Source organism: Arthrobacter sp. Y3223065 (assembly GCF_059090885.1).
Genome location: NZ_JBNHGC010000003.1, coordinates 641,283 through 664,448, shown reverse-complemented (window position 1 = coordinate 664,448; position 23,166 = coordinate 641,283). Strand labels below are relative to the sequence as shown.

At 63.6% G+C, this 23,166-nt stretch carries 20 protein-coding genes; 7 read left to right on the top strand and 13 right to left on the bottom strand.

The annotated features are described in order from the left end of the window. Positions 1 to 30: 30 nt before the first annotated feature. The 3 genes from AC5RUK_RS11685 to AC5RUK_RS11675 form a co-directional block, all read right to left on the bottom strand. Positions 31 to 1,719 (bottom strand): formate--tetrahydrofolate ligase, encoded by a 1,689-nt coding sequence (locus AC5RUK_RS11685; protein WP_494152254.1) that lies wholly within the window; start codon positions 1,717 to 1,719, stop codon positions 31 to 33. A gap of 251 nt (positions 1,720 to 1,970) precedes the next feature. Continuing rightward, a complete protein-coding gene (locus tag AC5RUK_RS11680; protein ID WP_493988351.1) occupies positions 1,971 to 2,231 on the bottom strand; it encodes a GlsB/YeaQ/YmgE family stress response membrane protein in 261 nt (86 codons plus the stop codon). 325 nt (positions 2,232 to 2,556) lie between these two features. Then, a complete protein-coding gene (locus AC5RUK_RS11675) occupies positions 2,557 to 2,952 on the bottom strand; it encodes a hypothetical protein (RefSeq protein WP_494152253.1) in 396 nt (131 codons plus the stop codon). A 713-nt stretch (positions 2,953 to 3,665) separates the two neighbouring features. Between AC5RUK_RS11675 and AC5RUK_RS11670 the strand changes: the two genes are divergently transcribed. Beyond that, the gene (locus AC5RUK_RS11670) at positions 3,666 to 4,871 is read left to right on the top strand and encodes a DUF418 domain-containing protein (RefSeq protein ID WP_494152252.1); all 1,206 of its coding nucleotides are present in this window, start codon (positions 3,666 to 3,668) and stop codon (positions 4,869 to 4,871) included. On the opposite strand, the gene AC5RUK_RS11665 is transcribed toward AC5RUK_RS11670, so the two are convergent. Then, positions 4,868 to 5,539: a histidine phosphatase family protein gene (locus tag AC5RUK_RS11665; RefSeq protein ID WP_494152251.1), complete on the bottom strand. Its 672-nt coding sequence runs from the start codon at positions 5,537 to 5,539 to the stop codon at positions 4,868 to 4,870. The genes AC5RUK_RS11670 and AC5RUK_RS11665 overlap by 4 nt on opposite strands. Before the next feature lie 2 nt (positions 5,540 to 5,541). Further along, a complete protein-coding gene (locus AC5RUK_RS11660) occupies positions 5,542 to 7,008 on the bottom strand; it encodes a CCA tRNA nucleotidyltransferase (protein ID WP_493988355.1) in 1,467 nt (488 codons plus the stop codon). Positions 7,009 to 7,111: 103 nt separating this feature from the next. Between AC5RUK_RS11660 and AC5RUK_RS11655 the strand changes: the two genes are divergently transcribed. From AC5RUK_RS11655 to AC5RUK_RS11630, 6 genes are all read left to right on the top strand, one after another. Then, on the top strand, positions 7,112 to 7,636 hold the full coding sequence (locus tag AC5RUK_RS11655) for an NUDIX hydrolase (RefSeq protein WP_493978228.1): 525 nt from the start codon (positions 7,112 to 7,114) through the stop codon (positions 7,634 to 7,636). 55 nt (positions 7,637 to 7,691) lie between these two features. Then, on the top strand, positions 7,692 to 9,389 hold the full coding sequence (gene murJ / locus AC5RUK_RS11650) for a murein biosynthesis integral membrane protein MurJ (protein WP_494152250.1): 1,698 nt from the start codon (positions 7,692 to 7,694) through the stop codon (positions 9,387 to 9,389). Between the two features lie 92 nt (positions 9,390 to 9,481). Continuing rightward, positions 9,482 to 11,002, top strand: a complete 1,521-nt coding sequence (locus tag AC5RUK_RS11645; protein ID WP_494152249.1) for an ABC transporter substrate-binding protein — start codon at positions 9,482 to 9,484, stop codon at positions 11,000 to 11,002. 141 nt (positions 11,003 to 11,143) lie between these two features. Further along, positions 11,144 to 12,127, top strand: coding sequence for a thioredoxin-disulfide reductase (trxB, locus tag AC5RUK_RS11640; RefSeq protein WP_493988358.1), 984 nt, complete (start codon positions 11,144 to 11,146; stop codon positions 12,125 to 12,127). A gap of 25 nt (positions 12,128 to 12,152) precedes the next feature. Continuing rightward, on the top strand, positions 12,153 to 12,479 hold the full coding sequence (trxA, locus tag AC5RUK_RS11635) for a thioredoxin (RefSeq protein ID WP_493978232.1): 327 nt from the start codon (positions 12,153 to 12,155) through the stop codon (positions 12,477 to 12,479). Between the two features lie 4 nt (positions 12,480 to 12,483). Further along, on the top strand, positions 12,484 to 13,668 hold the full coding sequence (locus tag AC5RUK_RS11630) for an N-acetylmuramoyl-L-alanine amidase (RefSeq protein WP_493988359.1): 1,185 nt from the start codon (positions 12,484 to 12,486) through the stop codon (positions 13,666 to 13,668). 3,343 nt (positions 13,669 to 17,011) lie between these two features. Here the strand turns inward: AC5RUK_RS11630 and AC5RUK_RS11625 are convergent. From AC5RUK_RS11625 to rpmH, 8 genes are all read right to left on the bottom strand, one after another. Beyond that, on the bottom strand, positions 17,012 to 18,310 hold the full coding sequence (locus AC5RUK_RS11625) for a ParB/RepB/Spo0J family partition protein (RefSeq protein ID WP_494152248.1): 1,299 nt from the start codon (positions 18,308 to 18,310) through the stop codon (positions 17,012 to 17,014). Positions 18,311 to 18,394: 84 nt separating this feature from the next. Continuing rightward, complete coding sequence (locus AC5RUK_RS11620; protein WP_493988894.1) at positions 18,395 to 19,330, bottom strand: ParA family protein; 936 nt, start codon at positions 19,328 to 19,330, stop codon at positions 18,395 to 18,397. A gap of 249 nt (positions 19,331 to 19,579) precedes the next feature. After that, the gene (rsmG, locus tag AC5RUK_RS11615) at positions 19,580 to 20,221 is read right to left on the bottom strand and encodes a 16S rRNA (guanine(527)-N(7))-methyltransferase RsmG (RefSeq protein WP_494152247.1); all 642 of its coding nucleotides are present in this window, start codon (positions 20,219 to 20,221) and stop codon (positions 19,580 to 19,582) included. Positions 20,222 to 20,255: 34 nt separating this feature from the next. Next, on the bottom strand, positions 20,256 to 20,822 hold the full coding sequence (locus AC5RUK_RS11610) for a Jag family protein (RefSeq protein ID WP_493988362.1): 567 nt from the start codon (positions 20,820 to 20,822) through the stop codon (positions 20,256 to 20,258). Continuing rightward, complete coding sequence (gene yidC, locus AC5RUK_RS11605) at positions 20,819 to 21,784, bottom strand: membrane protein insertase YidC (RefSeq protein ID WP_493988363.1); 966 nt, start codon at positions 21,782 to 21,784, stop codon at positions 20,819 to 20,821. The genes AC5RUK_RS11610 and yidC overlap by 4 nt, the downstream gene beginning before the upstream one ends. Beyond that, the gene (gene yidD, locus AC5RUK_RS11600; protein ID WP_494107043.1) at positions 21,784 to 22,128 is read right to left on the bottom strand and encodes a membrane protein insertion efficiency factor YidD; all 345 of its coding nucleotides are present in this window, start codon (positions 22,126 to 22,128) and stop codon (positions 21,784 to 21,786) included. Before yidD ends, yidC begins: the two co-directional genes overlap by 1 nt. Before the next feature lie 56 nt (positions 22,129 to 22,184). Next, complete coding sequence (gene rnpA / locus AC5RUK_RS11595; RefSeq protein ID WP_493988365.1) at positions 22,185 to 22,589, bottom strand: ribonuclease P protein component; 405 nt, start codon at positions 22,587 to 22,589, stop codon at positions 22,185 to 22,187. 71 nt (positions 22,590 to 22,660) lie between these two features. Beyond that, on the bottom strand, positions 22,661 to 22,798 hold the full coding sequence (rpmH, locus tag AC5RUK_RS11590; protein ID WP_127513203.1) for a 50S ribosomal protein L34: 138 nt from the start codon (positions 22,796 to 22,798) through the stop codon (positions 22,661 to 22,663). Positions 22,799 to 23,166 lie beyond the last annotated feature (368 nt).

The following is a 23,166-nucleotide window of genomic DNA, read 5'->3' as shown; positions in this document are numbered from 1 at the left end:
GTGCAGTGCCCGGCCGAAGCCGCGCAGGGGCTAGAAGAGTCCGGTGATGACGCCGTCGTCGTCCACGTCCATCCGGCCGGCCGCCGGTTCCTTCGGCAGGCCCGGCATGGTCATGACGTCGCCGGTCAGCGCCACGATGAAACCCGCCCCGGTCTTTGGGATCAGGTCCCGCACGGTGATGCTGAAGCCGCTCGGCGCCCCCAGGACCGAGGGGTTGTCGGTGAAGGAATACTGCGTCTTGGCCATGCACACCGGAAGCTTGCCCCACCCGTTCGCCTCGATTTCGGCCAGCCGCTTGCGGGCCGGGCTGGTGAACTCCACGTGGTCCGCCCCGTAGATTTGCTGGGCGATCGTCTCGATCTTTTTCTCCACGGTCAGGTCCAGGTCGTACAACGGGGAGAACGACTGCGGCTGCTGCAGGACGTGGGCCACCTTCGCGGCCAGCGCATCGCCGCCGGGGCCGCCGCCGCCCTGGCCCCAGACATCGGCAATAGCTGCTTCAACGCCCTTCTGCCGGCACCAGCCCAGCACCCAGTCGAGTTCTTCCGGGCTGTCGGTGGTGAACTTGTTGATGCCCACCACGGGCGTGAGTCCGAATTTGAGCGCGTTGTCCACGTGGCGCTCAAGATTGGCGATGCCGGCCTGCACGGCGTCCAGGTTCGGTTCCTTCAGCTGCTCCTTGGGGATGCCGCCGTGCATTTTCAGCGCCCGGATGGTGGCCAGCACCACGATGGCGGACGGCGCGAAACCGCCGGCGCGCGCCTTGATGTCCATGAACTTCTCGGCGCCAAGATCGGACCCGAACCCGGCTTCGGTCACCACGACGTCGGCGAGCCGGCGGGCGGTCTGCGTGGCCAGCAGCGAGTTGCAGCCGTGGGCGATGTTGGCGAACGGGCCGCCGTGCACGAAGGCGGGCGTGCCGGCGATGGTCTGGACCAGGTTCGGCTTGATCGCGTCTTTGAGCAGCATGGCAAGCGCGCCCTGCACACCCAGGTCTGCCACGGTGACGGGCTTGCGGTCGTAGGTGTAGCCGACGGTGATCCGTGACAGCCGGGCCTTCAGGTCGGCGAGGTCGGACGAGAGGCAAAAGACCGCCATGACCTCGGAGGCGACAGTGATATCGAAGCCCGCTTCCCGGGGCACCCCCTGCGTCGGCCCGCCCAGTCCGATCACTACCTGGCGCAGCGCGCGGTCGTTCATGTCCAGCACCCGCCGGAACGTCAGCCGGCGGGGGTCGATGCCCAGCGCGTTGCCCTGGTAGATATGGTTGTCCACCAGCGCCATCAACGCGTTGTTCGCCGAGGTGATGGCGTGGAAGTCTCCGGTGAAGTGCAGGTTGATGTCATCCATCGGGAGCACCTGCGAATAGCCGCCGCCGGTTGCCCCGCCCTTCATGCCCAGGATCGGGCCGAGGGAAGGTTCACGGATGGCCACCATGGTCTTGTGCCCGGCCCTGGCCAGGGCGTCCGCCAGGCCCACCGTGAGCGTGGATTTGCCTTCACCGGCCGGGGTGGGCGACATAGCGGTCACCAGGACCACCTGGCCGCGCGGTTCCTTGTGGCCCTCCCCCAGTTTGGCGGGATCAACCTTCGCCTTGTAGCTGCCGTAGAACTCGAGAGCGTCCGCCGGGATGCCCGCGGCGTCGGCTATGTCGGTAATGGGCCGCAAGGTGGCGCGCCGGGCAATCTCCAGGTCGGTCAGCGGAGCCGGTTCAGACATCGTCGTCCTTCTTCCTTCGCATAAGCCAAACAGGCGGCAGCGCCGCCACAGCCAACGTATCAGCCAAGAAGGCCGTCGTCACCGGTCTCGTCGGGGGAGAAGCGAAGCCGCAGAACGAAGCCTGGTGAGCTGGCAGGAAGCAATGATGCGAATCGCCGCACCTTGGATCTTCCAACTCTTCGGTCGCCAACAAAAATGGCCTGCCGCGCGATGATCGCGCGGCAGGCCATTTCCGTTTTTATTTGCAGCCGTTAGCGGCGGACAGCCCGACGACCGGACAGGCTTTCTGCTACACCGATCAGAAGTACCGCAGCAATGACGGCGACGATGAATCCAATCACGTTCAGTTCGAAGATGTCGCCGGTGCCCAGCAGGTTCGCGATGACACCACCAATGATTGCTCCGACTATGCCAAGCAGCAGCGTGGCCAGGAGCCCTAGGTTCTGCTTTCCGGGCTTGATAAGGCGGGCAAGTGCGCCGATTACCAGCCCTGCAATGATGAAACCGATCATGTTGCCTCCTCAGGTTGCGATGAAACCACAATAAGCATACTTAGTGATCGGTTGCAAAACGTTTCATCTGATCGGCATCGGTCAGGCGTCGCTCAGATGGCGCTGCCGCGCTGCCTCCGGGACGGTGGTCATCAATGAAACACCGCTGCACTGAGTCGTCGACAAATGCTTAGGGCGGAGGTGATTAAAGGCCGAGGCCCGCGCCTGGGAGCAACCCGGGCGCGGGCCTGAAGCTACATCGGGTCCAATGCGACTCATCGGATCCTCCTCGCGGATGTGTCCCCTTCAGGACGGTGTATTTTATTTTGCACGTGCCGGCCGGAACTCAGCGGATGAGCTGCCGGTGCGACAGCAATTCGTCGCGCACCTGTTCCAAGCGCTGTTCGTCAACACACACGTTCTGTATTCGTTTCCACAGCGAGACGCTCTGGCGGAGCTTGCGGATCATGGCATTCACCTCTTGTCTGGCCAAGTAGTTCGGCATGCCCGCTTCTTCTGCGGAGCGCTTCCGGCTGTCCTGCGCCGGCCCGGCCGAACCCGGGCTCCCGGCATCGGCACCGGCATCGCCGGGACTGTCGCCGCGGGTGTCCAGGTCGCCCAGGCTTCCGGCGGTGATCACCTCGCCGTGGCCGCGCTGCTCCCCTTCCCGGGCCTGCGTTGGCTCGGGTGGGCGGATGGATCGTTCCGGTGCAGGCAATACGGCTGCATCCAGCGGTTTCATGAGGGGTTCCTCTCTGGGATCGGCGGAATTTTCTTCGGATTGGGTTGGATTTCGGGCAGGACGCATGGCGGTATCCGTCGGGATTTCCGTTGCCGGCGCGGGGCCCATGGCCGTGCTCGAAGCGGCAGCGGGGGTCGCCACAGGGGCAGCGGGTAATGCGGTAAGAGTGCTATAGCGAAGTCCTCAAGGCAGAAGGTGAGGCCTCCGCGCGGGAGAGCTAGAGAAGAGCGGTGATCGACATTCGGCAGCGGTTCAAAACGTGAACCGGCCCAATCAGCGAAGTTCTAATGCGCAGAAATGGCGGAGGCGGGTCGTCGGAGCGCGGCGAAGGAGTTATACACTCCGCCCGGCGTCTTGGTTATATTCACGATTCCCACCTCCCTTTCCTCATAGCGCCAATAGATGTGTCCGAGTTGAAGCCCCTGATTGAGAAAGTTCAATCGGACTCGTCTAACGTACCCGATTGCTGCTGCTTCTGCCTAGCCACGCCAGGGAACTTATTGCGCTTTTCCCGCTGCACCGGCGTGTCGCCCGCAACACGCCGTACAACGACGGCGGCGCCCCCCCTTTGAGACGGTGGGCTGCCCCTGTCAACGACCCACTGGTTCTCGCCTTGGCCGGCTGCGCCCCCGGATTATCGCCCGTTCCGGAAGCCGGGCAGGGTTCCTAGACTGGACCCGGATGCGAGCACCCACCCCCGACGGGACAACGGCATGGAAAATGGAGTTCCGCCAGGACCTGTTAACGGACCTGCAGCCCCAAAGGCCCCGGCCCGCATCAACGAACTTGATGCCCTGCGGGCCTTCGCGCTGCTGGGCATCCTGTGCGTGAACATCTGGTACTTCGCCGACCCGTACGCCGTCACGGGCGGCTCGAGCCCGGAGTTCCAATCCGCTGCGGACACCGCGGTGCGCTTTGCGGTCAGCCTCCTGTTCGAGGCCAAGTTCTACATCCTGTTCTCCTTCCTGTTCGGCTACAGCTTCGTCCTGCAGTGGGCTTCCGCCGTGGCGGACGGCCAGTCGGTTGTCACCAGGACCGTGCGCCGGGCAGCCGGCCTCGTGGTGCTCGGGCTGCTACACGGCCTGCTCCTGTTCCACGGGGACATCCTGCTCGCCTATGGCCTGCTGGGCCTGGTGCTGCTCTGTACCCGGACGCTTCCCGCGCCGGCCGCAGCCGCGGCCGGCGCGACAGTCATCGGCTGCATGGGAGTGTTCATCGTGCTGCTGGGACTGGTCTCGGCAGCCGCGGGCCCATCCGGCGGCAGTGCCGCGGCGGGGGCCGCCCCGGCGTTCGGGCTGGCCGGCTCTCCCGCCGACGTTCTGGCCCAGAACGCGTCGCTGTACCCGCTGTCGCAGCCCACTGCCGTGCTCCTCCAGGGCCCGATTGCCCTCGGCGCGTTCTACCTCGGCATGTCGTGTGCCAAAGCACGGCTCTTTGAGCACGGCATCGCAGAACGCACACTCCGCCGCATGGCTTTGGTGGCGTTGCCGGCCGGGCTGGCGGCTTCTGCGTTGCAGGCGTGGCTACAGCATTATGTCGGCGGTGCTGCCATGACCGTGGTGGCCTTCGGCATTTCCACGCTGACGGCGCCGCTGCTAACGGCCGGTTACGTCGGTGCGCTGCTGCTGTCCTTCCGCACTGCGGCCGGACGTGCCCTGTGCACCGTGCTGGCCCCCGCCGGCCGCCTGGCGCTGACCAACTATGTGGGACAGTCCGTGCTGATGGGCCTGGTCTTCACGGGCTTCGGGCTGGCATTGACCGGCCGGTTGGCACCGCCCGCGGTGCTCGGCGTGGCGGCGCTCTTCTTCATGGCCCAACTGCTGGCCAGTGCCTGGTGGGTCAAGAGGTTTCGGTACGGGCCGCTGGAGTGGCTGCTGCGCTGCCTCACCTACTGGCGGCGTCCGGCCATGCTCCGTTAGAGGTTCCAGCCTGCGATCGCGGGCGTCTTCTTGTCCCAGCCCAACCGGCAGACGGCAGCGGTTTCCAGGACAAAGTGCCGGCCCGCGACGGGTTCCAGGCCAAGCCAGCGGGCGGCAAGCACACGGAGGAAATGTCCGTGTGCCACCAGCAAGACCTGCCGGGGCCCTGGCGGTTCGGACGAAGGGGTGGGAAGCGGAGCGGCGGGAGCGGTGCCGCCCCCCGGAGTCTGGCCGTCGAAGGGAGACCCGGCCGTGCTGTCCAGCACCTTGGCGATCACATGGTCGGCGCGGTCTGCCACCTCTTGCAGGGACTCGCCGCCGCGGACGCCGTGGGTCCAGATCAGGTACGAGGGATCCTTGGCCCGGATGGCGGCGCTCTGAAGACCTTCATAGTCTCCGTAATCCCATTCATGCGCCTCGGCCACCACCTCCGCATCCGGGTAGCCGGCAAGTTCGGCCGTCCGGCGGGCACGCACCAAGGGGGAGGTCAAAACGGTGTGGAAACGGACTCCCGCCAGCTTCGCCGCGGCGTCGCGGGCCTGCTGGACCCCGGCCGGAGTCAGCTCCAGGTCGGCCAACCCGGTGTACCGGTGGTCGCGCGACCACTCGGTTTCGCCGTGGCGCATCAGCCACAACACCGGAAAATCGTGCGGACCATCCACAGTCATGGCTAAGCCTGCTCCGTGTATTCCGGCTGCCCGCGCCACCAGGCCAGCAGTTTTGCTTCTGCCTCTTCCTGCGCCGCCGGACCGTTCTCCAGCCGCTCTTCCAGCAGGAACTTGTAGGCGCGGCCGACCAGCGGGCCGGGCTTGATCCCGAGCAGCGCCATGATCTGGGCTCCGTCCAGGTCGGGACGAACGGATTCCAGTTCCTCCTGCTCCTTCAGCGTGGCAATCCGCTGCTCCAGGTCGTCATAGGCAAAGGCGAGCCGCTCCGCCTTGCGCTTGTTCCGCGTGGTCACGTCCGAGCGGGTCAGCCGGTGCAGCCGTTCCAGCAGTGGTCCGGCGTCGTTGACGTAGCGGCGGACGGCCGAATCCGTCCACCCCGCCTCCCCGTAGCCGTAGAAACGCATGTGCAGTTCGACCAGCCGGGACACCGCCTTGATGGTCTCGTTGTCGAAGCGCAGCTTCTTCATCCGCTTGGCGGTGAGTTTGGAGCCCACGACATCGTGGTGGCGGAAGCTGACCGCACCGGAGGGTTCGAACCGGCGGGTAGCCGGCTTACCGACGTCGTGCATCAGGGCGGCGAACCGCAGGACGAAGTCCGGACCCGGCACCGCGCCGTCGTCGTCCGTCTCCAAGGTGCAGGCCTGCTCCAACACGGTGAGCGAATGCTGGTAGACGTCCTTGTGCCGGTGGTGTTCATCGATCTCCAGCCGCAGCGCCGCGACCTCCGGCAGCACGTAATCCGCCAGGCCGGTGTCCACCAGCAGGTCCACACCGGTGCGCGGGTCCTTGCCGTTGATCAGCTTGGTCAGTTCGTCGCGGACGCGTTCGGCGGAGATGATCTCGATCCGCCCGGCCATGTCCGTCATCGCGGCCGCCACCTCGGGTGCCACGGTGACGTTGAGCTGGGCGGCAAACCGTGCCGCACGCATCATCCGGAGGGGATCATCGGAGAACGACGCCGACGGCGCGCCCGGGGTGCGCAGCAGGCCAGCGTGGAGGTCCTTGACGCCGCCATACGGATCCACCAGTTCCAGCGACGGCAGCCGCAGGGCCATGGCATTCATCGTGAAGTCGCGGCGGAACAGGTCGTCCTCCAGGGACGTTCCGAACGCCACCACGGGCTTGCGGGAATCCGGGTCGTAGGCCTCGGCCCGGTAGGTGGTCACTTCGATCATGTGCTGGCCCTTGCGCAGGCCGATGGTTCCGAAGTCGCGGCCGATCTCCCAGAACTTGTCCGCCCACTTCTTGACGACGGCGATGGTGGCATCGGGATCGGCGTCGGTCGTGAAGTCGAGGTCCGGGGAGATCCGGCCCAGGAACAGGTCGCGCACCGGGCCGCCGACCAGCGAGAGTTCGTGGCCCGCTGCTGCGAACAGTTCTCCCAGTTCGATCACAACGTCCGGCAACGGCAGGGACGGGACGCTGGAACCGGGTGCTGATGCGAATTGCGAACCAAAAAGGTGAACCATAGTGACTTAAGCGTGCCAGATGCCGGGCGCGATGTTTAACAAAGTCCCGGCGGCTCGGCCCCGGCATCATCGGGCCGTTACAAAAATCGTTAGAGTGGACTGCATGGCACACCCGGTTCCGAGCGCCCCGAAGCGCACCCCGCTGACAGCGTCAGTGGGCAGCGCCGCGCCCGGACACCATTCGCTGCCCACCGTGGAGGAGATATCGGCCGGCGGCGTGGTGGTCGATACGTCGACCCCGGACCTGAACGTGGCGATCATCGCCCGCTTCAACCGCGGCGGCCGGCTTGAGTGGTGCCTCCCGAAGGGCCACCCCGAGGGCCGGGAGACCAACGAAGAGGCCGCAGTGCGGGAAGTCGAGGAAGAAACAGGGATCAAGGGGCGCGTGCTGGCCACACTGGGCAGCATCGACTACTGGTTCACCGTCAGCGGCCACCGGGTCCACAAGACCGTGCACCACTTCCTGCTCGAGGCCACCGGCGGCCTGCTGACCATCGAGAATGATCCGGACCATGAGGCCGTAGACGTGGCATGGGTTCCACTGGCGGAGCTGGGCCGAAAGCTGTCCTTCCCCAACGAGCGGCGGATCGTGGACCTGGCCCGGGAAGTCCTGCCCGGGCACCTGTAAGCCCGTGCGCCGGGTCCGGCGATCCGCCCGGTTTCAGGTGAGAACATAGAGGACGATGTCCGAGACCCAGACCCCCTCCCCCAGCGCGCCCGCGCAGCACAGCACAGCCAAGTCCAGTGCCATCATGGCGGCCGGGACCATGGTGTCCCGCGTCCTGGGATTCGTCCGCACCGCCCTGCTGGCGGTCGCGATCGGCGCCAACACGACGATGGGCGACATCTTCGAGAAGGCCAACACCATCCCGAACATCATCTACCTGCTGCTGGCGGGCGGGGTGTTCAACGTGGTGCTGGTGCCGCAGATCATCAAGGCCAGCCAGAAGAGCGACGGCGGCGCGGACTTCGTCAGCCGCCTGCTGAGCCTGACGCTGCTGGTGCTGGCCGGGATCGCGCTGCTGGCGACGCTGCTGGCCGCGCCGATCATCACCGCCCTGACCCGGGGCTGGACCCCGGTGATGCTGGAACTGGGCACCGTCTTCGCCATCTGGTGCCTGCCGCAGATCTTCTTCTACGGGCTGTACGCCGTGGTGGGCCAGGTGCTCAACGCCCACGGCCGGTTCGGCTGGTACATGTGGGCCCCTGCCCTGAACAACGTCGTCGCCATCGGCACGCTGGGGCTGTACATAGCCCTGTACGGCCGCTACCTGCCCGCCAAGGACGACCCGGAGCTTTGGACCAGTGACCAGACGATGGTGCTGGCCGGCGGCACCACGCTGGGCATCGTGCTGCAGGCACTCATCCTGTTGTGGCCACTAGGACGGCTGGGGCTGGGCCTGAAGCTCAAGCTTGGCTGGCGCGGCATGGGCTTCGCAGCCACCGGAAAGGTCGCGCTGTGGAGCCTGGCCACCATGGTCATCGCCAACTCCGCGTACCTCTTCTACGGGTCGATCGCCTCCGGCGCCACGGCCGCGCGCGTCGAGCTGGCCGGGCCCGGCGCCTCGGTCCCCGGCGAGTACGCCCTGAATACCGCCCAGCTGATCGCCATGCTGCCGCATTCGGTCTTCGTCCTCTCGGTGGCCACGGTGCTGTTCAACCAGTTGTCCCGCCAGCAATCCATCGGTGCGGTGGACGACGTCCGGCACACCGTGAACTCGGGGCTGCGCACCATCGGTGTCGCCAGCGTCTTCGGGTCTGCCGCTGTGGTTGTGCTGGCCGGGCCGCTGGCCCGGCTGTTTGCCGGATCGGGCCCGACAGCGGCGGCCTCCGCGGCGTCGATGGGTCAAGTCCTCGCCATCCTGGCGGCGGGCATGCCCTTCATGAGCATCTATTTCTTCCTGGGCCGCGTGTTCTATGCGGAGGAAGACGCCAGGACGCCGTTGATCATGCAGGCGATCTGCTCCGGCGCGTCGGTGGTGCTGGCCGTGCTGATCGCCTGGTTGATTGATCCCACCTGGGTGGTCTACGCGCTGGCGCTGCTGTTCACGGTGTTCCACGTGGTCTCGGCGGTCCTTGCCCACTACTTCGCCCGCCGCCGGCTGGGCGACTACGGCGCCGGCCGCGTCGTGGATACCTACATCCGCCTCGGTTATGCCGGACTGGGCTCCGGTTTAGCGGGTGCAGCAGTGCTGTGGCTGTTCGGCGGTTACGCTACCGGCGGATTCGCGTGGCAGTCCATCGTCGCCGCCATGGTGACCATCGCCGTCGTCGGAATGGTCATGGCCGCGGTTTACCTGCTGCTCCTGCGCGCGCTTCGGGTCGACGAGCTGCAGGAGTTCCTGCGGCCGATACTTAAACGGTTGCCCGGACGCGCCTGACAGAAGCGGGTATCGACTCCGGCACCGGCTAGCATGGAAACCAAATTATCTAGTCACGGGCACCTGCCCAGGACATTCGCCGGGAGGAACTAGTGCCGCAGCCAGTTGATGTGGGCATGCTGCTTGGTGGCCGTTACAAGGTCACTGCCCAAGTGCTTGCCTCCGCAGAAAACGATTTGGTCCTCGACGGCGTGGACCAGGTGCTCAACCGGCCCGTCAGCATCCTGGTGGCAGCACCGGAGAATGCCAGCCAGGTCGCCATGAGCGCCCGCGAAATCGCCACCGGCGAGCGGTTGGGTAACGTCCAGGTGCTGGACCTCGGCAATGCCGACGGGTTCACCTACCTGGTGACCAACGAGGCCCAGGCCGCCGACCTGCTGGACTTGGTCATTCAGCAGGACGCACCGTATGTGGAGCCTTTCTTCACCGACACACTCGGTTCCGAGATCTTCGGCCAGGCGCGCTCCACCGAGCCGGAGCCGTACGAGGACGAATATGAGGACTACGACGACGAGCCGCGGCAAAGCCTGCGCGAGAGGCTGAATAAGCTCGACCTGCCCAAGTTGGGCAGGAACGGGGCCGAAGGGATCAAGACCCGGTTCGGCGCCCGTCCCGAAGCAGCGGCCCCCGGCGCCGGGTCCGCTGCCGGAGCTGCGGCCGCCGCGGCAGCTGCCGGCGCCAACGTGCCGCCGCCTCCCTCGGCGCCCCCGGCCCCACGGGTCGCGAGCCCCTCCACGGCTCCGGTCTCGCGGCAGGCTCCGGCGGCTAGCCGGCCGGCTGCCGCCCCGGCTCCGGCAGACAAGCCCAAAGTCAGCTTGTGGCCGGGGGACGACGACGAGACCGGTGTGCGGTCAGCCGGCATGTTCCCGTCTGCTGCCCGCACCGGCAGCGAACCTGCGGCGGACGACTACGAGTACGACGAATATGACGACGAGGAACGCAACAGCCCGCGGTCGTCCCGGTTGTTGGTGGGCGGATTGCTCGCCGTCTTGTTGGTGATCGCGATCGTGGTGGCGGTGAGCCAGCTGAATCTGTTCCGCGGCGGCCCGGTCGCCGGCGGCTCGCAGGCCGGAAACGAAACCGCGGCCGCGTCCGGCCCGGCTGAGACCGGCGCGGCAGAAGAAACTGCGGCTCCGGCCGCCGAAGCCGTCGAGCCGGTCATCGCTGGACTCACGCGCCAAGTACCGGACCTGCCGGAACTGGACGTGGAGAACGACGGAAAGCTGCCCGAAGCCATCGACGGCAACCCCGCCACTTACTGGGCAAGTTACCAGTACGCGTCAGACCAGTTCGGCGGTTACGCCGGAAACATGGCGCTGGTTGTCGAGTTGGAAGAGTCCTCAAACATCAGTTCGGTGGTGTTGACGCAACTGAGCGGCACCGGAGGAAACTTCTCAGTGCTCCTGAACGATGAACCGACGTTGGATGGGGCCGACCAGGTCGCGCAGGGAAGCTTCACGGCACAGAAGACCACGATTCCGGTCCCTGAACAGGATGGCGCTGCCCCCAAGGCGCAGTACGTCCTGATCAACTTTACGCAGTTGCCGAGGCTGTCCAACCCCATGGGCGGCATGCCGTTCGGCATCCGCATGGCGGAGATCGAGGTCTCCTAGCCCGTCCGGGAGGCGGCTGCGCCGCCAGCGTGCGGAATAAGCCGGGGGCACGCGCCGTTGACACAAGTGCCGGGCTAACCGCCCCCTGGGGTGGCCGGCCCTTAGGTTTACATCAACATCAGAGGAAGAGGTTCGCAGGCAGTGAGCACAGATACCACACCGTCCGTCCGCGACGTCATCATCGTTGGGTCCGGTCCGGCCGGCTACACGGCAGCTGTTTACACCGCGCGTGCCAACCTCAAGCCGCTGCTCATCGCCAGCTCCGTGGAGGCAGGCGGCGAGCTGATGAACACCACCGACGTGGAAAACTATCCCGGGTTTCCTGGCGGCATTTTGGGTCCGGAGCTGATGGAGAACTTCCAAAAGCAGGCCGAGCGCTTCGGCACCGAGATCCTGTTTGAAGACGTCACAAGCCTTGAACTCGAAGGTCCGGTGAAGAAGGTCACCATCGGTACGGGCGAAACCTTTCTGGCACGGTCGGTGATTATCTCCACCGGTTCCGCGTACCGTGAGCTAGGACTACCGGACGAAAAGCGCCTCGCCGGCCACGGTGTCAGCTGGTGCGCAACCTGCGACGGTTTCTTTTTCAAGGGCCAGAACATCGCGGTGATCGGCGGTGGCGACTCGGCCATGGAAGAGGCCCTCTTCCTGACCAAATTCGCCGAGTCCGTCACGGTGGTGCACCGGCGGGACACCCTGCGTGCCTCTAAGATCATGCAGGACCGTGCCCTGGCACACGAAAAGATCAAGTTCGTATGGAACTCGGAAGTCGTAGGCCTCGAAGGCGACACGAAGGTCACCGCCCTGAACCTTAAGAACACCGTCGACGGCTCCGAGTCAGTGCTGCCTGTAACCGGGGTCTTCGTCGCCATCGGCAACGATCCCCGGGTTTCCCTGGTCAAGGATCAGCTGGAATTGACCCCCGAGGGAACCATCGCCGTCGAGGGCCGGTCGTCCCGGACCTCCCTGCCGGGCGTCTTCGCCGCCGGCGACGTTATTGACCCCACCTACCGCCAGGCCATTACCGCCTCGGGCAGCGGCTGCGCCGCTGCCATCGATGTGGAACACTATCTGGCCGAGCGCGCAGACACCTTGGCCGGCGTCGCCGAACCCGCAACAGTCTGATTTTGTTGGAGAAGGAGAAAACAGCATGAGCAACGCAAAAGATGTCACTGACGCTACTTTCGACGCGGATGTCTTGCAGTCCGCCAAGCCCGTGATCGTCGATTTCTGGGCAGAGTGGTGCGGCCCGTGCCGCATGCTCTCGCCGATCCTCGATGACATTGCTGCTGAGCATTCCGACAAGGTAGAGGTCGTCAAGCTCAACGTGGATGACAACCCCGCCACGGCAGCCCAGTACGGCATCACGTCCATCCCTGCTGTCTATGTCTTCAAGGACGGCGCGGTGGCCGCGACCTCCATCGGAGCCAAGCCGAAGCAGGTCATCGAGCAGGAATTCGCTGAGTTCCTTAACTAGCCAGATGGAAAACGACGCTGCGGACCAGAGCCTGCGCCGTTCAGACATAAGTCGACGCGTAGTAGCCCTTCGTGAAGGGCTACTACGCGCTGGCGTTTCCATGGCCTATTTGGCTCCGGATCAAGTAAACAACCCAACGGTCTTTGACGACCATGTGGATGCGGCCGTACGCACTTTCCAGCAACACCGGGGGCTGATGGTCGACGGGGTGGTCGGCCAGGAAACCGAGCGAGCCCTGGCGGAGGCTCAGTTCAAGCTCGGGGATCGTCCGCTGACGTTCACGTTGGATGCATCGCCTCTTCGGGGCGATGATGTCACCGAGCTGCAGCGCCAGTTGTCTTTCCTCGGCTTTTACTATGGTCACATTGATGGCGAGTACGGGGAACGGACCTACCACGCCGTCCGCGAACTGCAACTGAATCTGGGGCTCGAACCTTCCGGCGTCGCCGACCAACAACTGGCTGCCTCGATGGACCGAATTAATCGGACGATCAGTCCAAGCCAGGCGTTTTCACTCCGCGATTACGAACGACTCAACCAGGCCTCTGCGGCGCTGCGCGGCCGGACTATTACGATCGCTCCCGGCTCTGGCGTGGAGCACTGGGCTGACATCCCCGACGTTGCCTCGGGCCGCCGCCTGACGGAGAAACTCGTAGCCAGCGACATCGCCGGCCGCGTGAAGAAGATCCTGACCGAACTCGGCGCCAGTGTTGAAATTGTTGAAAAACAAGCACAAGACGGCGTAGACCGCACAGACCTCATCAAGAGGGCTTCCCCGAGCTTGAGCATTGCCATCCACTGTGACTGGTTGCCGCAAGAGGCAGCCAACGGCGTCAGTGCGTTCTTTTGGGGCCGTCCCGAATCAGGTGAAGTCCGGTCCCCCATTGGGCACCGTGCCGGTGAACTGATCCTGAAGGAGATCGTGGCTCGCACGGGGTCTACGAATCTGGGCATTCACGGTCGAAGCTGGGATATCCTGCGCCTCCCCAGCACACCGTCCGTTCAGCTCGATCTTGGTTACTTAAGCAGCCCTTTCGACTCCCCTCGCCTGGCTGATCCTATCTATCGGCAAGTCTTGGCCGACTCCATCGTCATTGCGATTCAGAGGCTCTATCTGCTGGAAGAGGACGACGAGCCGACGGGCACCCTGGCGCTCGATGACGTCCTGCGGTTTAACCCGGGCACCTGACACCCGGTCGGCTGCGTTGCCCTGTTTCACGTGGAACAAGGTCGGGTTTCATGTGGAACACGGGCGGGCGCTGTCTCCCTCTCGGCCACGTTTCACGTGAAACAACAGCATTGCTACAAGCCGCGGCATCGTCTTAACTCGCGCCCACCTGCCGCCGCATGTGTTCCCAAAGTTTTGGGCTCGCGTGGGGCCGCGCCAGCTACCATCAATCAGGGACGCCTATTCGGCATATCCGGATACTTGGAGCAGCCGACCGGCCCGATTGGGGCTTGATCCTGGCCCACATGAGTCTCGACTTCTCCATGGAACTACGTCATCTTCCTTGACCGAAGTCAGGGCGCCGGATCCGGTCACTGAGCGTGGCTCACCCGCTCCCCAGAGCTGGGCGGTCCTAGTGGATACTGGCGCACGCGGTCATGCCGCCGCTAATCCTCACTTCGTCTAAGAAGGGCGCTGCCCCTTCACCGATCCGGTTACGCATCTACAGGCGAAAACCAGAACCACACACCGATGCGTCACACTGTTCCGCGTGAAATTGTCACTAAGTGCGCCGGTGGTGGTATACCCAAAGTCGCAGCATCTCAATCACTCACATGGTGGCACCGGTCGATTGATGTCGAAGCTGCAGCCGGGGCCTGGGCTCGCAGTTTAGCTCGGTGCAGCACGCGAACGTTTGCTTGTGGCTCGATCCTGCGCGCAGGCGTTCAAGATGAGTCAACAGGAGGGCCGACACCATGGAGTCTGCGACATCGCCCACGCGTCCAGCCACGCGTTAGTGAGCCTTAGCCTCACCGGATTGATGATAAGCCAAGCCGAACGGCGACAGATGGTGGCAAGTTTCACGTGAAACGCTTGGCCCAGTCATGTGTGCGGCTGCGAGGCCGTTCCCCGAAGAGGTGCAGAGCAGTGGCTCCGCCTTTCGGAAAGTCCTCCCCCGAGAGAACCTGGCGCTCCCGAAGCCCGGCCTTCCCCAACCACCTATGTACGATCCGACGCCAGCTGGAAGGCCGGTGTGTCCCACCAGTCCCCTTCTGTTTGGGCCCCGGCGAGCACCCCCTTCGTCCGCCACCCGCCGCGCTGCTGTGAAAGGCTTCCGGCCGCTGCACAATCCCTCCGCCGATACGACATGTGCATGACCTGTGAGGGTGCGGCCTGATACAACCGCGCCCGGATCGTAATCGACCTGCCGCCGGCGCGCGATCCAGCTAGATCCTGTGGCGAGTCGCTTGTTACACGTGAAACTATCCACCAAACAGCCGCTGGGCGCCGTCGCAGCCACCTTGATACAGATACATCTCTGCCCAGTGGTGGTTTCACGGGAAACATCCCTCTTTCATACGACAGCACGACGGATGACTTGTACCTCATCGCCAGGCCGCAGCAGCTGAATCCGAGAACGTCCTTTGTGCTGGAAGAGTCCCTTGGTCCTTTGGTCCGGCGGTCCGAGTCATTTGCCTGAGGCTTGGAGGAGATCACCGATCAATCTCGAGACCAGGATCCCCAGTTTCACGTGAAACATTGGCCATGCGCAGCGGTTGGGTGTTGTGGGACGCGTTTACACTACTTCGACCACGCAACATGTGCTCGCACGTGCTGCCATGCCGCGATGATCTCGGTCTGGGGCAGGACAGGAGCGCGCATCTTTCTACCGGCTACGGCACAAAACCGCGAGTGTGAGGTACCTGCGCCCCACTGTCCCCAGTTGGTTGGAAGGTCCGAACCCTCTGACCGCTCCTTTTGGTCGAAATGGATGGGCACGATCCAGGCTCTCTCCGATGACATCCCGAGTCTTGGGTACTGCAAGCGCACCTCCTGTAGCGACACCTCCGACGCGGTCTGGAGAGCTACCGGTTCCGGTGCGTGACAGCATCGACACTCGCGGCGGCGGTAGACATGGAGGATTGTAGCCCGTTGCCAGAACGACTCAGCTAGCAAGGGGCGGCGCCGCGCCGTTCTGGGAGCAGGTAAGCAGGTCCCACCTTCCCCTCCCGCTGGCGTCCATAGTCGAAGGCCGGCCACCTCTGTAAAGCTTCCCGTGAAACCCACCGTCCCCTTGCACTTAGTCGACACGAAAGCAGGAAACGAATAGCGCTGGCACAAGGTCACTGGGTGCCCCGCCCCGCATCCTAGGGAAGGGTGCCTCACGGACGGCAGGTGCTGGCGCTTCCATTGCCAAGCGTTGGTGCCCTACGGGCAGTGCAGTGCCGCTGCTCCCCCGGCGGACGGCTCGGCAGGTATACTTCCGGCACGCCTCAGGCAGACCGAACGCTAGACAAAGCGGCGATCATCCGTGCGCTTGCTAAGCCTCGAGACTGCAGAGGATGCACTCCACGCAGGTGCCGGCAGTTTCACGTGAAACACGTCGAACCGTGTTCACTGACTGGCCGCGCGGATTCGCGTGCTCAAACGAAAGCCAGCAAGGGGTATCTCGTCGCATCCCGTCCGAAGAGGTGTTCGATGTGGTCGCGCGGCTGCCGCAAGCAAAAACGCGTAGTCCTGGCGATAGCCGTACGGACACGGGTGGGCCCCTTGTCCATAGCCACCTTCCACGCGGTCGGCGTGCCCGGGCCCGCGTCCCCCGTGCCCAAGCCACCAGCGAACCAAAACCGAAGGGTGGCCATGCCCCACAAGTTTCACGTGAAACACACTATCCATCTGCGCTTTATCCCCCCGGCAAGTAGAACAGGATTAGCGCCGGCACTAAGTCACTCGAAGCGCATCCGTCTCTACGAAGGATTTCTCACCGACGGCCGGTGCTAGCGGTTCCACTTGCTGCGCGTTTGGGCCCTACAGGTGTGCAGTGCCGCTGCTCCCCCGGCGAACGGCTCAGCACGTGAACTCGCGCGCGCCGTGTGGCTGGACGCTGGGCACAGTACCGATCTCCCGTGCGCTTGCTAAGCCTCGAGTCTGCAGAGGATCCTCGCCAAGTAGGGCGAGCGGTTTCACGTGGAACACGTTCTCTACGTTCTCTGACTGGACCCGAGCTAAGTCATGTGCTGGAACGAAAGCTTCATAAGGGGTTCATCGTCGGATCTCGTCCGAAGAAGTGTTTGACGCGGTCGAGCGGCTTACCCCGTAGAGAGTCAAGGCCCTGGCGATAGTCGGACGGACAGGGTCGTCCCCTGTTCCCTAGCCACGTTCCACGCGGTCGGCGCGCGCGAACCCGTGGACGATACCGACTCTCCTCTGAACGGGGGTTAGCCGCGGTGGGTTTGGGAGGGAGCCCCCACCCTCGTCCAAATCCAACGCTCCCCTACAGTTCCTATGCCTTGCGGTCGCTAAGAGCGATAGAAATGGGCCCCGTCCTGCGGAACGGAGCCCATTGTTTCACGTGGAACACAGGCTATGACGCCGTGGGGTTCAGTACGTCCATGATGCGGTTCAGGTCGTCGACGCTGGCGAACTCGATGCTGACACGTCCCTTCTTGGCGCCCAAGGTGATCTTTACGCTGGTATCCAAGCGGTCGGACAGGGAGGTAGCAAGGTAATCGAGCCGCTCGTGCCGAGCTCCCTCGCGCGGCTTGCTTTCCCGTTTGGGCCGGCGTACGCCGTCACTCAGGGAAACAATTTCCTCGGTCGCGCGAACGGAAAGGCCCTCGGCGACAATGCGCTGAGCCAGCTTTTCCATTTCTCCGGGATCGACGAGTCCCAGGAGGGCACGGGCATGGCCAGCGCTCAATACGCCGGCGGCAACTCGCCGCTGGACGAGCGGAGGAAGCTTCATCAACCGCAAAGTGTTGGAGACCTGCGGTCTCGAGCGACCGATGCGGTCCGCTAGTTCATCATGCGTACAACCGAAGTCATCAAGGAGTTGCTGATAGGCCGCGGCCTCTTCGAGCGGATTCAGCTGGCTCCGATGGAGGTTCTCGAGCAGCGCGTCCCGCAACAGGTCATCGTCGGAGGTGGACCTGATGATCGCAGGAATCGTTTCCAGGCCGGCGGCTTTGGTGGCGCGCCAACGGCGTTCACCCATCACCAGCTCGTACTGTGCGCCACCATCATCGGAGGGACGCACGACGATCGGCTGGAGGACGCCGATCTCGCGTATGGAGTGCACCAGCTCCGCCATGTCTTCCTCGTCGAAGACGGTGCGAGGCTGTTTACGGTTCGGCTGAATGGCGGAAACAAGGACTTCGGCAAAGGTAGCACCCGGAACCTCGACGAGGTCGACTGCTCCGGCCGTTTCACGTGAAACGGACACGACGTCCGAGCCTGAGTCAGACTCGAGTGCTTGCCTATCCTCCGACTCTGTCACATTCTTAGCCTTTGCGGACGTGTCCGGGTGCCCGGCAGCGCCGTTGCCGCCCGTCCGCAGAGATGCGCCTTCCGAATCGCCCTTTATGGTTTTCTTCGCCGCCGGCTTCTTGGCGGTGGTTGTCCCGACCTTGCGAGGGGCCCGCAGCACTTCGGCTACCTGTGCGGCGCTCGATCCTGTCACCGTCTCGGAGTCGGTCGTCGTGAGGACTGCGGTGTCCCCCTCTTCCCTCCTGCTGGAAGCGGGAAAGAAAACGTCTACGGGGCGCTGGGTCCGGCGCTTCGCGGAAGCGGCCTGCCCCTCCGTTGGCTCGGTCTCCTCACTTGCCGGAGCGCTGGGAATCAACGCGCCCAGGCCTCTGCCCAAGCCTCGACGTTTCTCACTCATCTGGACCCTCTTCCGTCATGCGCCGAGCTGGCATGCGCCAGCTCGCTTAAGGCGTAATTCTACCGTTGCGGTGCGGCTTCACAGTTACTTGCCGCGCTCGGCGATTTCGGCTGCTGCCTCTTGATATGACAGGGCCCCGCTGGACGACGGATCATAGGTGATCACCGTCTGCTGGTAACTCGGAGCCTCCGAGATGCGAACCGATCGCGGAACGACTGCACTCAAAACTTCGTTCGGGAAGTGCTCGCGCACCTCGGCTGCAACCTGGGCTGCAAGGTTTGTGCGTCCGTCGTACATCGTCAGCAAGATGGTCGAAACTACCAATCCAGCGTTTAGGTGCTTTTGGATCATCTCGATGTTCTTGAGGAGCTGGCTCAGCCCTTCCAAGGCGTAGTACTCGCATTGGATGGGAATCAGTACCTCTTGGGCTGCAACGAAAGCATTAACGGTCAGTAGGCCCAGACTGGGCGGGCAATCGATAAACACATAATCCAGCCTGGGCAGTCCGGCGGCCTCCCGTTCCTGCGCGTAGACCTCGATGGCGCGGCGCAGGCGTTGTTCACGGGCCACCAACGAGACCAATTCGATCTCTGCCCCGGCCAAGTGAATCGTGGCGGGTGCGACGATAAGGTGGGCGATATCGGGGCATTGCGCGATAACGTCCCCCAGCGGCATATCGTTGATCAGCACGTCGTAAATACTGTCGACTTCAGCGTGATGCTCGACCCCGAGGGCCGTTGAAGCGTTGCCCTGCGGGTCGATATCGATGACCAGTACGTTGAGACCGGCCGTAGCCAGGGCCGCTGCGATGTTGACCGTCGTCGTGGTCTTGCCAACCCCACCCTTTTGATTGCTGACAGTCAAAACCCTGGTATGAGCGGGCCGGGGAAGCTCCTTGGCCTTCAGCCTCTCGCGCCTGCGGTTTTCGCTCGCCAGTTCCTGCGCGAGAGGTGTGCTTTCGTCGATCGAATCCATAACGTTTGGAACCGTAGCCTCTATCTTCATGTTGGAGTTGGCTATTTCAGCCTCGTTCCCAGGGGAGGTTTCACGTGAAACAGGACCGCTATGGGGGTCAAGCGCAACCGGGTTCGGTTGTTTGGTTACTTCGTGATGCGACGATTCTTCGGCTTCGGTCCCCGTGAAACCCGACACCGTGTTGTTGATCGCCACTTGGATTCCGCCCGCTTTCTCTGTCCGCCACCGGCCACTCTTAGCCTATCGTTGCGCGGCCGGATTCACGGGTGTTCCGTGGGTGTGTGGAGCAATAGGTCAAGCAGCAACCCGGATGCGCACCACCGTCGTCGGCTCTTCCAAGAGATCGTCTCCTACGGTCAGGACCTCTGTTTCACGGCCGCCGAGCTTCCTGATGACCTTTTCAGCCTTCTGGACTTCATCAGCCGCGCTGCGGCCCTTGATGGCCAGCATCTCGCCGGTGCCATGCAGCAGTGGAATGGAAAGGCGGGCGAGCTTGTCGAGAGCCGACACTGCTCGAGAAGTCACGACATCCGCTGCGACTTCGTCCCCCGCAAGTTCGGCTCGCGTCCGCAGCACTGCGACATTGTCGAGTGCGAGATCCTCAATGACTTCATTAAGCCAGACGACCCTGCGCTCCAACGGTTCGATCAGCGTCAACCGCAGGTCAGGCCGCGCCAAGGCGAACGTCAGTCCTGGCAGGCCGGCCCCGCTTCCTACATCCGCAACCGCGGCGTCGCGCCCGATCAAGTTTGCGACGACGGCGCAGTTCAGGACGTGCCGGTTCCACAACCTCGGGACCTCCCGGGGGCCCAGCAAGCCTCGTTCGATGCCGGAAGTGGCCAAATGCGCAACGTATCGCTCCGCCAGGCCCAGGCGTTCACCAAAAACGGCGTGAGCCGCTCTAGACTCCGCCACGCTCATTTCAACTACGGACATACCTCTGCCTATCAGACCGATCCGCCGGACAAGGTCAGGACTCCACCGACACCACGATGTGCCGGTTGGACCCCTCGCCCTCGGATTCACTGATCAGCCCGAGTTCAGCAACGGCGTCATGGACAATCTTGCGCTCGTACGCACTCATCGGCTCGAGCGCCACGTCACGGCCTGTCTCCTTGGCTTCGGCGACGGCGTCTTCGGCGATCTTAAGCAGTTCTTCGCTACGGCCTTCGCGGTAGCCGGTGATGTCCAGGACCAGGCGGGAACGGTTGCCGGTGCTGGTTAGAACAGACAACCTGGCCAGCTCCTGCAGTGCTTCGAGGACCTCGCCGTCAGGGCCCACCAGAGCCTTGAGCGCGTCGTTGTCTTCCTCTTCGGAGACGATCGAGATGTAGGTGCGGCCGTTACGGACCTCAATGTCGATGTCCCCGTCGATATCCGCGATGTCGAGGAGTTCTTCAAGGTAGTCCGCAGCTACATCTCCTTCTTCCTCCAAGCGCTTGGCGGAATTCGATACAGCGTCCTCCTGCTGTTCGTCCGCCGCAGCCGCGTCGTCGGAAAGTTCTTCGGTCACTTCGGATACGCTTTCGCTGCTCATTTTTTCTTCCTGTTCTTACGCTGTGGCTGCTGGCGCTGGCCTTTCACCTCTGCTGGGGAATCGGCCGCGGGCGCCTCGGTCTTCCGCTCGCCCAGCAGCGGTACCATCGGCAGGCCCTTCTTCGCACGGCGTTCGGCAAGTTCGCGGGCAGCCTGCGAACCCGGGGTGGGCATGCGCCGGATCACGAAGAACTGCTGCGCCATGGTCCATACGTTGGTGGTTGTCCAGTAGATCAGCACACCGATGGGGAAGTTGATGCCGCCGATGCCGAACACGAGAGGCAGGATGTAGAGCATCATCTGCTGCTGCTTCATGAACGGGGACTGCATTGCTTCGGCGGACATGTTCTTGGCCATGATCTGCTTCTGCGTGATGAACTGCGACGCAGTCATCGCCAGAATCATGATGATCGACAGGATGACCACAGAGACTTGCTGGGCGCCCCCTCCACCGTGCAGGAGGGACGCGGAAAGCGGCGCACCGAAAATGGACGAATCGTCGAACTGACGAATGAGGTCAGGTGATAGGGCGCCAATCCCCTCGCCGTTCTCGCTGGCGCGCGAAGCGTTGTTCAGCACGCTGAACAGCGCAAAGAAGAACGGCATCTGTACCAGCATCGGCAGGCAGGCCGAGAACGGGTTGGTGCCGTGCTTCTTGTACAGCGCCATTTGCTCCTGCGTCATGGCCTGACGCGAGAGCTGGTCGGTTTTTCCCTTGTACTTCTGCTGCAGCTTCCGGAGATCAGGCTGCAGTGCCTGCATCCCGCGCTGGGCCTTGATCTGCTTGACGAAGACCGGAATGAGGGCTGCGCGGATTACCAGCACCAACCCGATGATCGAGAACGTCCACGTCCAGCCGTTGGCCGGATCCATCCCAAGCCAGGAGAAGCCGGCGTGGAATGCCCACAGGATCCCGGAGACGACCCACGTGAACGGGGTCAGGATGGTGTTTAAGAAGTCCATTACTGATTTGCTCCTCGGGCCGCGCCGCGGCCTTCATCGTCGGCCGGAATGAGTGGGTGGTTAAGCTCCACGATCCGGGGGATTCTGGAAGGGTTCTCCTGCAGCCACAGGTTGAAGGATGCAGACGCCGGAACATGGTCTACGCCGCCCGGGTTCCAAGGATGGCACCGGAGCAGGCGGCGGACGGCCAGCCAACTGCCCTTGGCGGCGCCATGGACCGTCACGGCTTCCAATGCGTACGCGGAACAGGACGGGAAAAAGCGGCAGACCTGGCCGTACAGGGGCGAAACGAGTTTGCGGTACACCCGCAGCAGACCGATCAACGCATACTGCGCAGGACTCATGGTCCTCCTGGGCACGGAAGAATGAGCGGGAACAGGTACGTCATGGGCGCAGGCACTCATTCGGCTCTTCCCTTCTCTCCGTGCGCAGCTTCTGCTGTGGCGGTGCGCGTTAAGGTCAACTTGCCGAGGGCGGCCTTGAGAGCCTTCCGGTAATCCAGTTCCAAAGCCGTGAAGTCTGCGTTGGCAGCTGCCGGAAGGGCCCGCACAACCACGGTGATCCCTCGGGAATACTCATTCTCCCTTAACCCGGCTGCTGCCAGTTCCCGCAGTCTTCTTTTAACGCGGTTGCGGATGACGGCGTTCCCCACGGCCTTCGAGACGATGAAGCCAAAAGATGCCGGGCGGGCCGGGTCTGCTGCCGCCGCATATAACACTAAGTTCCGGCGCCCTGAGCGGGCGCCGGAACGTACAGTTGTTGAGAAGTCCGCCGATGCGCGCATCCGGTGCTGGCTGGGAAGCATGCGCTACCCAGCCGGCCGAAAAACACCGCTGCGGGAACTGAACCTCACAGCCGGGTCGACAAACTGGCTATTTAGGCCGACAGTTCGGTGCGGCCCTTGCTGCGGCGTGCGGCCAGAATGGCGCGGCCGGCGCGAGTGCGCATGCGAAGGCGGAAGCCGTGCTTCTTGGCACGACGGCGGTTATTCGGCTGAAAAGTCCGCTTGCTCACGGTGGTTACTCCAAGACGATCGACAGATGCGGTTGGACCCATTGCAACAAGGGGGAAGAACAGGTCGGCGCTCTATATGGGGTCTATTCCATTGCCAGGGCGTTGGACGCACAAGGACAACAAAGTAGACATGAAGGACTAGTCAACGTTAGGCGATGGCGGTGAGTACCGTCAAACCGGCTGTCTCGGCGCCCGGGCGTTTCCGTGGATAACGCCTGTGGACAACTCTACGCCCAGGGTGCTTTGAGTGGTCCTGGCGCCTCCCTGAAGTGGCGTCCACAGGGCCCTGCATCCCAACTGTCGTCCAGCAGATTCATGCTCTACTCTTGGCAGGAGCCCCTTATCCACTGTCTGTGAATAAGTCTGTG

What these genes read in the sequence shown, in the direction of transcription:
- AC5RUK_RS11670 (WP_494152252.1), top strand. Translation starts at nt 3,666, where the DNA reads ATGGAAAATGGAGTTCCGCCAGGACCTGTTAACGGACCTGCAGCCCCA.
- AC5RUK_RS11685 (WP_494152254.1), bottom strand. Translation starts at nt 1,719, where the DNA reads ATGTCTGAACCGGCTCCGCTGACCGACCTGGAGATTGCCCGGCGCGCC.
- murJ (WP_494152250.1), top strand. Translation starts at nt 7,692, where the DNA reads ATGTCCGAGACCCAGACCCCCTCCCCCAGCGCGCCCGCGCAGCACAGC.
- AC5RUK_RS11660 (WP_493988355.1), bottom strand. Translation starts at nt 7,008, where the DNA reads ATGGTTCACCTTTTTGGTTCGCAATTCGCATCAGCACCCGGTTCCAGC.
- AC5RUK_RS11680 (WP_493988351.1), bottom strand. Translation starts at nt 2,231, where the DNA reads ATGATCGGTTTCATCATTGCAGGGCTGGTAATCGGCGCACTTGCCCGC.
- rnpA (WP_493988365.1), bottom strand. Translation starts at nt 22,589, where the DNA reads ATGCTTCCCAGCCAGCACCGGATGCGCGCATCGGCGGACTTCTCAACA.
- AC5RUK_RS11675 (WP_494152253.1), bottom strand. Translation starts at nt 2,952, where the DNA reads ATGAAACCGCTGGATGCAGCCGTATTGCCTGCACCGGAACGATCCATC.
- AC5RUK_RS11625 (WP_494152248.1), bottom strand. Translation starts at nt 18,310, where the DNA reads ATGAGTGAGAAACGTCGAGGCTTGGGCAGAGGCCTGGGCGCGTTGATT.
- AC5RUK_RS11665 (WP_494152251.1), bottom strand. Translation starts at nt 5,539, where the DNA reads ATGACTGTGGATGGTCCGCACGATTTTCCGGTGTTGTGGCTGATGCGC.
- AC5RUK_RS11655 (WP_493978228.1), top strand. Translation starts at nt 7,112, where the DNA reads ATGGCACACCCGGTTCCGAGCGCCCCGAAGCGCACCCCGCTGACAGCG.
- yidD (WP_494107043.1), bottom strand. Translation starts at nt 22,128, where the DNA reads ATGAGTCCTGCGCAGTATGCGTTGATCGGTCTGCTGCGGGTGTACCGC.
- trxA (WP_493978232.1), top strand. Translation starts at nt 12,153, where the DNA reads ATGAGCAACGCAAAAGATGTCACTGACGCTACTTTCGACGCGGATGTC.
- yidC (WP_493988363.1), bottom strand. Translation starts at nt 21,784, where the DNA reads ATGGACTTCTTAAACACCATCCTGACCCCGTTCACGTGGGTCGTCTCC.
- AC5RUK_RS11610 (WP_493988362.1), bottom strand. Translation starts at nt 20,822, where the DNA reads ATGAGCAGCGAAAGCGTATCCGAAGTGACCGAAGAACTTTCCGACGAC.
- rsmG (WP_494152247.1), bottom strand. Translation starts at nt 20,221, where the DNA reads ATGTCCGTAGTTGAAATGAGCGTGGCGGAGTCTAGAGCGGCTCACGCC.
- AC5RUK_RS11630 (WP_493988359.1), top strand. Translation starts at nt 12,484, where the DNA reads ATGGAAAACGACGCTGCGGACCAGAGCCTGCGCCGTTCAGACATAAGT.